Raw genomic sequence first — 11406 nt, 5'->3', positions numbered from 1 at the left:
TCGGGGGATTGGCGCTTGTTCACGTTTTTTCACGGTTCTGCTGGGGCTCCCGCTGCTCTAGCGCGCCTCGTCAGGCGTCTTTTCGGCCTCGTCGCCGGGTTTATCGCGGTTTTGCTATCCCTTTGGGTTTGTCTCTTCGCCCTAAACCTGTTTGCGCCGGTCGGCATACTGATGAAAGTTTCTCCGGATATGGAGAAGGCGCGGTTTGGCATGTTCCAGACGTTCGATCCGCGATTTCGTGCAATGACGGCCCCATTCCAGGCCGATTTCAGTCTGCGTGACGGCGAATATTTGCGACGTTATCTCTATAGCTGTATATATGTCGCAGGCCAACAAGAATACGTCTTGAAACAAAATGTCTCCGAACGCTCTTCTGGTCTGATCGAAAGCATACTTTACTCCTTTGAGGGCATCACGATGCAGAGCGCTAAGTTAAAACAGGAGGCATCTGATATCAGGCAGGCGCAATTATATTTCTCTGGTACCCTCATTCTCCTTGGCCTGTTGACGACGGTCGTGTCGGCTTTGAATTCGACCCAATTCGGTTCGGGGACCAACCTGTCTGCTTCCGTTATCAAAATCACTGCGATCATCCTTCCCGCACTCGTCACTGCCGTTACCGCCTACGGTGCCTTGGTAGCCGCACCGGATAGCGCGTCACGGAAGTCTCAACTCGTCTACAATCTCATTCGTCTTCGCACCGAACTGGTGAGTTACGCCCACACCCTCCCGTGCCCTTTGACGCAAGATAAGGTAGAGGTGCAGGTCGCCGGCTATTCCAACTGGAGCAAGCGGTACGGCGACATCATCGCAAGTGCGGAAATCGATCAGCCGGCGGTGCAGGGCGAGGGGCAGGGCAAGGGCGATCAAAATAAGCCGGCAGCGAATAACAGCGAAAATCCTCTGGCAACGGCAAGTGGCGGAAATGCGCGTTCAAACGCCCGCGATCCCTGATGCATCCATCAGTTCATTTCATGGGCTGACTGGGTTCCGGCCCTGCCGCGCCCTACGGTAGAAGGCGGGCACCACACCATTGGAGACCCGCCTGATGCGCGCCATGTATTACGAAGAATTCGAGGCCATGCCTGAGATCCGCACCGTGCCGGATCCTGAACCGTCCGAGAGCGGCGTCGTCATCAAGGTCTCCGCCACCGGGCTTTGCCGCAGCGACTGGCATGGATGGATGGGGCATGATCCCGATATCCGCCTGCCGCATGTGCCGGGCCACGAGCTTGCCGGCACCGTTGTTGCGACCGGGCGCGGCGTGATGCGCTACAAGGCGGGCGACCGTGTCACCGTGCCCTTCGTCTCCGGCTGCGGCCATTGCGGCGAATGCCGGGCCGGTCATCCGCAGGTCTGCCCGGATCAGTTCCAGCCCGGCTTTACGCATTGGGGCTCGTTCGCCGAGTATGTCGCGATCGACTATGCCGACCAGAACCTCGTCATCCTGCCAGACACCGTCTCGGATGCGACGGCCGCCAGCCTCGGCTGCCGTTTTGCCACCGCCTTCCGCGCGGTGGTGGATCAGGCCCGCGTCACCGGGGGCGAATGGGTGGCGGTGCATGGTGCCGGCGGCGTCGGCCTCTCCGCCATCATGATCGCCGCGGCGCTCGGCGCCAATCCGATCGCCATCGACATTTCCGACGAAAAGCTCGCGATCGCCAAGAGCCTCGGCGCCGTCGCCGGCATCAATGCCCGCACGGTGGACGATGTGGCTGGCGCCGTGCGCGACATCACCGGCGGTGGTGCCCATGCCTCCGTCGATGCGCTGGGCTCGCCTGTCACCTGCTTCAACTCCATCAAGAACCTGCGCCGCCGCGGCCGCCATGTGCAGGTGGGCCTCATGCTCGCCGAGCACGCCGCCCCGCAGATCCCGATGGCGCAGGTGATCTCGCAGGAACTCGAAATCTACGGCAGCCATGGCATGCAGGCCTACCGTTACGACGCCATGCTCGCCATGATCGCGGCCGGCAAGCTCCAGCCCGAACGCCTCATCGGCCGGCACCTGTCGCTGGAAGAGGCCGTTCCCGCCCTCGTCGCCATGGGCCAGACGAGCGAGAACGGGATTGCGGTGATTACCGCGTTCTGAGGGGGGCGGGGCGCCGCTTTCTCAGGCGGCAGCGCTGCGGAGCCGTTCTGCGCGGTCCAGCGCGCGTTTCAGCGCCGCGTAGCAGTCGGGGTCGAAGGCAAGGCCGACATCCCTGTCCATGATCGAAAAGGCCTTGTCGATCGGCATGGCCGGTCGGTATGGGCGGTCGGCGGTCAGCGCATCGAAGACGTCGGCGACGGAGATGATGCGCGTATCGAGACCGAGCGCCTCTGCCGTCAGCCCGTGCGGATAGCCGCGCCCGTCCAGGCGCTCGTGATGGCTGGCCGCCACGATGGCGAGGTCGGAAAAGGCGGTGATGCGCGACAGGATCCGTGCGCCGAGGCCCGGATGGCTTCGGATCGCCACCCATTCGTCGTCATCCGGCTTGCCGTTCTTGTCGAGGATCTGGTTGGAGACGCCGAGCTTGCCGATGTCGTGCAGCAGGCCGGCACGCTTCAGGTGCCGGCGATGCTCGTCGGAAAGACCGAGCTCCTCCGCGATCAGATCGGCAAAGAGCGCCACGCGCTTGCTGTGGCCGCTGGTAAAGGGCGACTTGGCATCGACGACCTCGGCGAAGGCGGCGGCGACGTCATCGAGAAAATCCTCCGCGACCCCGCCTTCCGCTTCCGCCGGGGCCAGATCCTGCACGATGCGCTCCATGTCGGGAGAGGCGAGGCGCTGCCAGAAGGCCGGATCGGCCGCAATCGCGGCGAAACGGGCGCTGAGGGCGGGGTCGAACCATTTGCCGCTGCGCTGCGCAATCTCCCGCCGCGCCGCAGCGGGGCCGGAGGCCGTATGGAACACGTCCGCCACCTGCGCCAGAAGCGCGATCTGCGCCAGGGGCGAAATCTCCTTGCCCTTGCGGCCCAGCGGCAGGCCGCGCCCGTCCCAGTGCTCGTCGAGGTCGAGGATGCCATGCGCCACGGCATCCGAAAACCGCATCTGCCGCGCGATCTCGGCGCCCCGCTGGCAGCGTGTTTCGATCAGCCCATGGGTAATGTTGCCGGCCGTGAAGGTATGTACCAGCGCGCGGAACCGCTCCGCGAGCCCGGCCTTCAGACCCGTATGGGTGAAGACGAAATGCAGAACCTGTGGCAGGCTTTCGTTCAGTGTCTTGAAGTCGCGCTTGAAGGCGAGGTCATCGGCCAGAAAGAGCTGGCAGATACGGGCGGCATTGCTGGAGCAGCCGATGTCCTTCAGCAGCAGCATGTAATAGAGATCGTCGCGCTCCACGGGCGTCAGCGGCAGGCTCGCCGCCATCGTCATGCCGATGTAGCAGCACCGGAGTGCATGGCCCTCGGCCTGCCCCTCCGTCATGTCGAGCGCAAAGGACAGCGCTCCGATCAACTCCGCCTTCGATATGGGCACCTGCGCCTGACCTCCGCTGACGGCTGCATCCTAGGGCCGAAACGTCAATCAAAGGTGACGGTTTCACGCGCCATTCCGTCAGCCCTTCCCAAACTTTCCGTGATCATATAGTATACCCCCCTATACTATTGGAGGTCGGAATGTCCCACACCCAACGCGACAGCGCCAAACTGCTTGCCCGCATCCGCCGGATGAAGGGCCAATTGGAAGCCGTCGAGCGCGGGCTGGAAAGCGGGGCGGAGTGCGGCGAGACCCTGCAACTCCTCGCCTCCGTGCGTGGAGCCCTGACCGGACTGACGGGGGAGATCATCGACCACCATCTGCGTGAGCACGTCGTGGAGGCGCCGGACGAACAGGCACGCCGCCGCGCTGCGGAAGAACTCTCCGCCGTCCTCAAGACCTACATGCGCTAGCGCATCGTCCGAGCCTCCGGATCGAGAGGCGGATCAGACGATGTGCGGATTGAAAGAATGAGAGCGGCCTTTGCGCCTCCGGAGGGACGCGCGGCGCTCGAAGCGAAGGGAGAAACCCATGAACCATGAGGCAGCCACCGTGACGACGGCCACCCGTCTTGCCGCCCCGCACCGCCACTATTTTCTGGGCGCCGACCACGACCGCAACGCACGGCGCGTCGGCATCGTCATCGCCCTGACGGCCGCCACCATGGTGGCCGAGATTGTCGCGGGATCGGTCTATGGGTCCATGGCGCTCGTCGCCGACGGCTGGCACATGGCGACGCATGCCGGCGCCATGCTGATCGCCGCGCTCGCCTACCGGCAGGCCCGGCTGAAGGCCGATGATCCACGCTTCACCTTCGGCACCGGAAAGTTCGGCGATCTCGCGGGCTTCGCGAGCGCCGTGCTGCTGGCGCTGGTCGCGCTGCTGATCGGCTGGGAAAGCCTGATGCGCCTTTACGCTCCCGTCGAGATCGATTTCTCCCAGGCCATCCTCGTCGCCGTCATCGGGCTCGTCGTCAATCTCGTCTCCGCCTGGCTGCTCCGAGATGTGCCCCATGATCACGGCCATGATCATCATCACGGTCACGCACATGGGCATCATCACGGCCACGGCCACGCCCACCACGATCATGATCATGATCATGATCACGGTCACGGGCACCACGACCACGGCCATGCCGCCCATGCCCATGCCGCCCGGACCCAGGCCCGTGCCGGCCACGACAACAATCTGAAGGCCGCCTACCTGCATGTGCTGGCGGATGCGCTGACCTCGGTGCTGGCGATCGCCGCACTGGTGGCCGGCAGTCTCTATGGCTGGGCGGCGCTCGATCCGCTGATGGGCGTGGTCGGCGCGCTCGTCATCGCCCGCTGGTCGCTGGGCCTCATCCGCCGCACCGCCCTGGTGCTGGTGGATGGCGACGCCGACAGCGCGAGGCTTGCCGTCGATATCCGCAGCAAACTCGGTCCCGATGCCGCCGAGATCACCGACCTGCACGTCTGGCCGCTCGGCCCTGGCCACCACGGCGCCATCGTTTCGGTGAGAAGCCGCGAGCCGTCTGTCTGCGATGCCATCCGCGCCAAGCTGGCGGATATGCCCATGCTTTCGCACCTGACGGTGGAGGTAAGTACGCCGGTGGCGGGATAGCGCCGGACCCGGCGCCATTCCACGTGTCTCGAGAAAACGCCGCCCGGGGAGGGCGGCGTCCTGATGTTTACCGATCCAGCTTGTAGGCGATGACGTAATCGCCGGGCTTGGTGCCGACCGAGCCATGGCCGCCGGCAACGATCAGCACATATTGCGTGCCGTCTTCCGTCGCATAGCTCATCGGCGTTGCCTGTCCGCCGGCCGGCAGGCGGGCGCTCCAGAGTTCGCGACCGTCGGTCAGGTCGTAGGCGCGCAGATAATCGTCGACCGCAGCCCCGAGGAAGACGACGCCGCCCCGGGTGATCATCGGCCCGCCAATGCCGGGCACGCCGACCTTGAAGGGCAGCGGCAGCGGCGTCATGTCCATGACCGTGCCGTTGCGGTGCTGGTAGGCGACCTTGCCGGTGGAAAGATCGACGCCCGCCACCGTTCCCCACGGCGGCGCCTGGCAGGGAATGCCGAGCGGCGAGAGGAACGGCCCCATGAAGACGCCATAGGGCGCTCTGTCATTGCGGTTGAGCCCCTGCTCGGAAGCCTTCTCGTCCGCGCCCTTCGGCGGGATCTGGTCGCGTGGCACCAGCTTCGAGGTGAAGGCAAGGTAGGTCGGCATGCCGAACATCACCTGCCGCTCCGGATCGACCGCGACCGAACCCCAGTTGAACGTGCCGAAATTGCCGGGATAGACGATCGTGCCTTCCAGCGACGGCGGCGTATAGCGCCCCTCATATTTGTGCGACAGAAGCGAGATGCGGCAGGCGAGCTGGTCGAACATGGTGATGCCCCACATGTCCTTGCCCGTCAGCGGCTTCGGCGAGAAGCTGAGATCGGACATGGGCTGGGTGGGAGAGGAGAAATCCTCCGGGATCGCGCCGCCGGGGGCGGGCACTTCCTTGACCGGAATGATCGGCTCGCCGGTGCGCCGGTCGAGCACGTAGATGTCGCCCTGCTTGGTGGGGCCGACCAGCGCCGGCACGACCTCGCCGCCCTGCCGCTTGAGGTCGATCAGCACCGGCTGGGCCGGCACGTCCATGTCCCAGAGATCGTGATGCACCGTCTGGCGCACCCAGCGCAGCTTGCCGGTCTTGATGTCGAGCGCCACGATGGAGGAGGAGAACTTCTCGACATTCTCCGACCGTCCCATGCCGAGCTGGTCCGGCACCTGGTTGCCGAGCGGCACATAGACGAGGCCGAGGCCTTCGTCATAGCTGAACACCGACCAGCTGTTCGGCGAATTGGTGGTGTAGAACTGCCCTTCCGGCAGCGGCTCGGTGGCGTCGGGATTGCCGCTGTCCCAGTTCCAGATCAGCGCGCCGGTGTTGACGTCAAAGGCGCGGATGACGCCCGACTGCTCCTGCGTGGAATAGTTGTCGTTGACGGCGCCGCCGATGATGATCGTGTTGCCGGTGATGACCGGCGGCGACGTGGAGTAATAGTAGCCGGCCGGCTGGTAGCGCATGCCCTTTTCGAGATGCAGCGCGCCCTTGTCGGCAAAGCCCGTGCACACCTGTCCGGTTGCGGCGTCGAGCGCGATCAGACGGGCATCCGAGGTCGGCAGGTAGACGCGCTCGGCGCAGGCCGCATTCGGCACGGCGGCGGGATCGGCATAATAGCTGACGCCGCGGCAGGTCTGGTGCTGGCGGTTGGGGTTCATGCCGGAATTGGCGTCGTACTTCCACTTCTCCTTGCCCGTGGCGGCATCGAGCGCGATGGCCCAGTTGTGCGGCGTGCAGAGGTAGAGCGTGTCGCGCACCTTCAGCGGCGTCACCTGATAGGTCGTCTCGCCCACATCGTCCGGCCGCTTCACGTCGCCCGTCTGGTACTGCCAGGCGACCTTCAACGAGGAGACATTCTCCGGCGTGATCTGCGCCAGTGGTGAGTAGCGCTGGCCATAGGGTGTGCGGCCATACTGGTGCCAATCGCCCTCGGGCACGGACCCGCCGAGAGCCGGCGCCGCCGCCGCCACCCGTTCCGTCGGCAGCGTGCCCGCCCGGTCATAGGGATCCTGCAGCATGGAGAACAGGGCGACGGCCACGGCCACGAGAACGGCGAAGGTCACCGGCGCCGCACTCGGCACATAGGGCGGCGCGCTGACGCCGGGATAGCCGAGCGGCCGCCTGACCCACGGCGACATCAGCCACAGGCCGAGCACGACGATGACGCCGCCGCGCGGACCGAGTTGCCACCAGTCGAAGCCGACTTCCCAGACGGCCCATGCAAGGCTGGCGATGATGATGCCGGCATAGACCCACAGCGCCGCTGAGGACCGGCGGAAAAGGAGGACGGCGGTGAGAATGAAGGCAAGGCCGGCCAGCACGTAATAGAAGCTGCCGCCCAGAAGGGCGAGCCAGATGCCGCCGAGGGTAAGGACGAGGCCGATCAGTCCGAAGACGACCGACGTGAGAAAGAGCACCATGTGCCGTCTCCTGACATGACCAGGGACCATGCGGACGCGCGAGCGCGGTCCTCCCGTCGGGTCCGGGAAGTCCCTGGAGGAACGGATGATTTTTCCGAAACGGCCGCCGGCGTACGAGATGCGGGCGACCCGGAAGGGATCGGGGTTCGGTTGGGCAGGCAAGCCTGATGGGCACAACCTGCAACGCGGGGGAGGTAGCGCCCGCGGCGGCGGGTTCAAGGCCAATCTGTGGCGGAAGGGACAGGCCTGCGCCTGCCGGACCATGGCAACAGTGGTGCTTTGAACCGCCGCGGCAGAGGCGCGCGGAGAAGCGATGCGTCTGCTGCCTGGCTTCGGAGGGAGATACTCTAGTCTGCGCCGGTGATCTTCAGGTCCAGTGTCTTGCAGGCGGTGAGAAAGCGTTGCCGGTCAGCTGCGAAGGTGAGGGCGGCCAGGCTGCGCTCGGCTGCCTCCTCTGCCATCTGGCGCGCGGCAACGCGGGTCGCTGGGTGATCCACATGCATGAGAACGTGGAAGATTTTCTGCAGCCGCACCGCGAATTCCAGCGCGCCTGCGCCGTCGCGCGCCATGCCGAGGAAGGAGTCTTCGAAGAAATCGGCCGGCGTGATCGGCGGGAGGTGCAGCCGAGGGAAGGACACCGTCGCATCCCCACCGGTGGTCGCGCCGCCGTCCGTCTCACCCGCGGCCGCCTCGGCCTTGATCTGGGCTTTCAACTCGCCCTCCGCCAGCCTGACATGCAGGCGCAACTGCGCATTGGCGACATCGATCGACGTGCCGGGATCGTTGACCGCCGGCGAATGGGCGCGAATGCCGATCTCGGCAAGCACGACGAGCCCGAAGCGCGGATCCTGTGCAAAATCGCGCTGCCGATCGACAACGAACGCCTTGCGCAGGGCCTCTGCCTGATCGTCGAAAAGCCCGCGGCTCTCGCAGGCCACCGCCAGGAGCGGCAGGCCAGGACCGGTCAAGCCACCCGGCCGGCGCAGGATGAAGACCCTGGCATCCATATTCTCCGCCAGCCCTTGCAGCGTCGTGAAATCGATGCGCTGTACATAGCCGGGCTTTTCAGGCTCCACGAAGACCGCCTGCGCCGGCACCGTTGTCAGCAGGCGGCAACCGTTGAGCGGCGCCTTGCAATAGGCGTCGATCTCTCTTTCGGCGACCGCTTCGACCCGCGCGATCGTTTCGCCCATGCGCCCTAGACGCGCGAGATAATCGATCCAGCGCAGGAGCGTGAGCACGACAAGCGCGATCATCACAAGCGTGGCCGCAAACAGCACGAGCCGCCCGCCATCGCCGTAGGCGCCGGTGTGCAGCGTGATGAGGCCGACGAGCGCAAAGAGAAAGGCACCGAGGAAGGTGGCCAGCGCCCGCTGCGCCGTCTCGTCCTCCAGCATCAGCGTCGTGGCCCGCGGCGTGGCACTGCCGGCCGCCGACGCCGTGGCGGACACGAGAGTGGAAAGCGAGAAGGTTGTGACGGCCAGCATGGAGGAGGCGATGATCGTCAGGATCGACCCCACCGCATCCGCCCCGAGCTTCGTCGTCAGCGACGCCGGAATGTAGGGCCCGAGCAGAATGGCCGCCAGCGCCGCAGAGATCCCCGCGAGGCAATAGAGGCTCGCACGAAACCATAACCGTCGCGCGATCTTGCCGAAAAGCCAGACCCAGTGATTCACGGTGATCTTCCCTCTGCCTTGGCCGGAAGACACGGGCTCCGGCCGGCGAGGATCAAAAGCGACCCGCGCCGTGAGGGTAAACTAGCGGCACGGTCCTACCCCTCAACCCCCACCGCCTTCAGCGCGAACGCATACTCAAACGCGATCTCTTCCAGGCGCTGGAAGCGGCCGGAGGCGCCGGCGTGGCCGGCGTCCATGTTGGTCTTGAGGAGGATGGGGGCGGTGCCGGTGGTGTGGGCGCGCAGTTTGGCGACCCATTTGGCCGGTTCCCAGTAGGTGACGCGCGGGTCGGTGAGGCCGGCGAGCGCGAGGATGACGGGGTAGGGCTTTGCGGCCACGTTGTCGTAGGGGCTGTAGCCGGCGATGATCTTGTAGAAGGCTTCGCTCTCGATCGGGTTGCCCCATTCCGGCCATTCCGGCGGGGTCAGCGGCAGCGTGTCGTCGAGCATGGTGTTCAGCACATCCACGAAGGGCACGGCGGCGATGATGGCGGCGAATTTTTCCGGCGCCATGTTGGCAATGGCGCCCATCAGCATGCCGCCGGCCGAGCCGCCTTCCGCGACGATCTTCGCGTAGGACGTGAACTTTTCCTGATTCAGATAGTCAGCGGCCGCGATGAAGTCCTTGAAGGTATTGGGCTTGTCGGCCATCTTGCCGGTCTCGTACCAGGCAAAGCCCTTGTCCTTGCCGCCCCGGATGTGGGCGATGGCATAGACGAAGCCGCGATCCACCAGCGACAGGCAATTGGTGTTGAAGCCGGCCGGAATCGTGATGCCATAGGCGCCGTAGCCATAGAGCAGGCAGGGCGCGGAACCGTCGAGCGGCGTATCCTTGCGGTAGAGCAGGGTCACCGGCACGCTCTCGCCGTCATGGGCGGGCGCGAAGACGCGGCGTGTGACGTAGTCGTCCGGATTGTGCCCGGAGGGCACGTCCTGCGTCTTCAGGAGCGTGCGTTCGCGCGTCGCCATGTTGTAGTCGTAGAGCTGCGAGGGCGTCGTCATCGAGGAGTAGGAGAAGCGGATGACATCGGTGTCGTACTCGGCTGCGCCCTGCAGCCCCAGCGAATAGGCCTCTTCCGGAAACGCGATCGTGTGCTGCTCGCCGGTGGCCCTGTCACGGATGACGATCTGCGGCAGGCCGTCGGCGCGTGCCAGCCACACGAGATGGCGGGCAAAGGCCATGTGCGAGAGGATCAGCGAGCCGGGCGTGTGCGGCACGACATCCCTCCAGTTGGCGCGCTCGGGGGCCGAGACCGGGGCTTCCACGATCTTGAAGTCCTTGGCGCCATCGGCATTGGTGAGGATGTAGAAGACGTCGCCGCCCTCCGTCAGCGAATATTCGATGCCGGTCTCGCGCGGCGCGACGATCTTCGGCTCGGCGGTGAGGTCAGAGGTCGGGATGAGGCGATATTCGCTGGTCTCGTGGTCGTGAATGTCGATGAAGATGAAATCATCGAGCAGCGAGCCGCCGACCCCCATGAAGAAGCCGAAATCCTCCTCCTCGTAGACGAGGCGGTCATCCGCCTGCGGCGTGCCGAGGATATGATGGAAGATCTTCGAGGGACGGTGGTTTTCGTCGAGCACGGTGTAGAAGAAGCTCTTGCCGTCGGGCGCAAAGACCCCGCCGCCGCCCGTCGCCTCGATCACGTCGGCGAAGTCCTCGCCGGTTGTGAGATCGCGCACGCGCAGCGTGAAATACTCCGAACCCTTGTCGTCATAGCCCCAGAGGCCGCGGGAATGGTCGGTGGAGTGGTCGAGGCCGGAAAGGCGGAAATAGGCCTTGCCGGCCGCCTCCTTGTCGCCGTCAAGTAGCACCTGCCGGTCGCCGCCCTCGCGCGGCTCGCGAAAATAGCGCGGCTGCTCGCCGCCGGTGACGAAAGAGGTTCCGTAGGCAAAGGGGCCGTCCTTCATGGGAACGGAGCTGTCGTCTTCCTTGATGCGCCCCTTCATCTCGGCAAACAGCGCCTTCTGCAGCGCGTCCGTGTCGGCCATGGCGGCCTTCTGGTAGGCGTTCTCGGCCTCCAGATGGGCGCGGATCTCCGGGTCAAGAATGCTGGGATCGCGGAACATCGCCTGCCAGTTTTCGTCGCGCAGCCAGGCATAGTCGTCCGTGCGGGTGATGCCGTGGCGCGTGTCGGACACGGGCTTTTTCGGTGCGACGGGCGGGGCGGGCAGGTTCTGGAAGACTGACAAGACGGGAATGCTCCGGTTCGGGAAACGACGGGAAGTGGTTAAGAGATAGAGGCGGCGGCAGGG

8 protein-coding genes are annotated in these 11406 nt (G+C 65.2%); 4 read left to right on the top strand and 4 right to left on the bottom strand.

Annotated features, from left to right (window positions below; genetic code table 11):
- Positions 1-15: 15 nt before the first annotated feature.
- Together ACED18_RS19805 and ACED18_RS19800 are read left to right on the top strand one after the other, a co-directional pair.
- The gene (locus tag ACED18_RS19805) at positions 16-954 is read left to right on the top strand and encodes a hypothetical protein (RefSeq protein ID WP_377295327.1); all 939 of its coding nucleotides are present in this window, start codon (positions 16-18) and stop codon (positions 952-954) included.
- Between the two features lie 94 nt (positions 955-1048).
- The gene (locus tag ACED18_RS19800; protein ID WP_377295326.1) at positions 1049-2089 is read left to right on the top strand and encodes a zinc-dependent alcohol dehydrogenase family protein; all 1041 of its coding nucleotides are present in this window, start codon (positions 1049-1051) and stop codon (positions 2087-2089) included.
- A gap of 21 nt (positions 2090-2110) precedes the next feature.
- On the opposite strand, the gene ACED18_RS19795 is transcribed toward ACED18_RS19800, so the two are convergent.
- Positions 2111-3406 carry an HD-GYP domain-containing protein gene (locus ACED18_RS19795; RefSeq protein ID WP_377295397.1) on the bottom strand — a complete coding sequence of 432 codons (1296 nt, stop codon included), beginning with the start codon at positions 3404-3406 and terminating at the stop codon, positions 2111-2113.
- A gap of 191 nt (positions 3407-3597) precedes the next feature.
- Between ACED18_RS19795 and ACED18_RS19790 the strand changes: the two genes are divergently transcribed.
- Positions 3598-3870, top strand: coding sequence for a metal/formaldehyde-sensitive transcriptional repressor (locus ACED18_RS19790; protein ID WP_377295325.1), 273 nt, complete (start codon positions 3598-3600; stop codon positions 3868-3870).
- Positions 3871-3988: 118 nt separating this feature from the next.
- Positions 3989-5062, top strand: a complete 1074-nt coding sequence (gene dmeF, locus ACED18_RS19785; RefSeq protein WP_377295324.1) for a CDF family Co(II)/Ni(II) efflux transporter DmeF — start codon at positions 3989-3991, stop codon at positions 5060-5062.
- Between the two features lie 67 nt (positions 5063-5129).
- On the opposite strand, the gene ACED18_RS19780 is transcribed toward dmeF, so the two are convergent.
- From ACED18_RS19780 to ACED18_RS19770, 3 genes are all read right to left on the bottom strand, one after another.
- Complete coding sequence (locus tag ACED18_RS19780; protein WP_377295323.1) at positions 5130-7475, bottom strand: glucose/quinate/shikimate family membrane-bound PQQ-dependent dehydrogenase; 2346 nt, start codon at positions 7473-7475, stop codon at positions 5130-5132.
- A gap of 347 nt (positions 7476-7822) precedes the next feature.
- Positions 7823-9151, bottom strand: a complete 1329-nt coding sequence (locus ACED18_RS19775; RefSeq protein ID WP_377295322.1) for a DUF2254 domain-containing protein — start codon at positions 9149-9151, stop codon at positions 7823-7825.
- 95 nt (positions 9152-9246) lie between these two features.
- The gene (locus ACED18_RS19770; protein ID WP_377295321.1) at positions 9247-11343 is read right to left on the bottom strand and encodes a S9 family peptidase; all 2097 of its coding nucleotides are present in this window, start codon (positions 11341-11343) and stop codon (positions 9247-9249) included.
- Positions 11344-11406 lie beyond the last annotated feature (63 nt).

The sequence above is a fragment of the Rhizobium sp. SG2393 genome (assembly GCF_042610495.1).
Classification (GTDB): Bacteria; Pseudomonadota; Alphaproteobacteria; order Rhizobiales; family Rhizobiaceae; genus RU20A.
The sequence above is the reverse complement of the archived record's forward strand: the minus strand, read 5'-3'. Positions and strand labels throughout refer to the sequence as shown.

Bases quoted from the DNA above. Each gene is read 5' to 3' on its own strand.
- ACED18_RS19780 (WP_377295323.1), bottom strand. From the start codon at position 7,475: ATGGTGCTCTTTCTCACGTCGGTCGTCTTCGGACTGATCGGCCTCGTC.
- dmeF (WP_377295324.1), top strand. From the start codon at position 3,989: ATGAACCATGAGGCAGCCACCGTGACGACGGCCACCCGTCTTGCCGCC.
- ACED18_RS19800 (WP_377295326.1), top strand. From the start codon at position 1,049: ATGCGCGCCATGTATTACGAAGAATTCGAGGCCATGCCTGAGATCCGC.
- ACED18_RS19790 (WP_377295325.1), top strand. From the start codon at position 3,598: ATGTCCCACACCCAACGCGACAGCGCCAAACTGCTTGCCCGCATCCGC.
- ACED18_RS19795 (WP_377295397.1), bottom strand. From the start codon at position 3,406: ATGACGGAGGGGCAGGCCGAGGGCCATGCACTCCGGTGCTGCTACATC.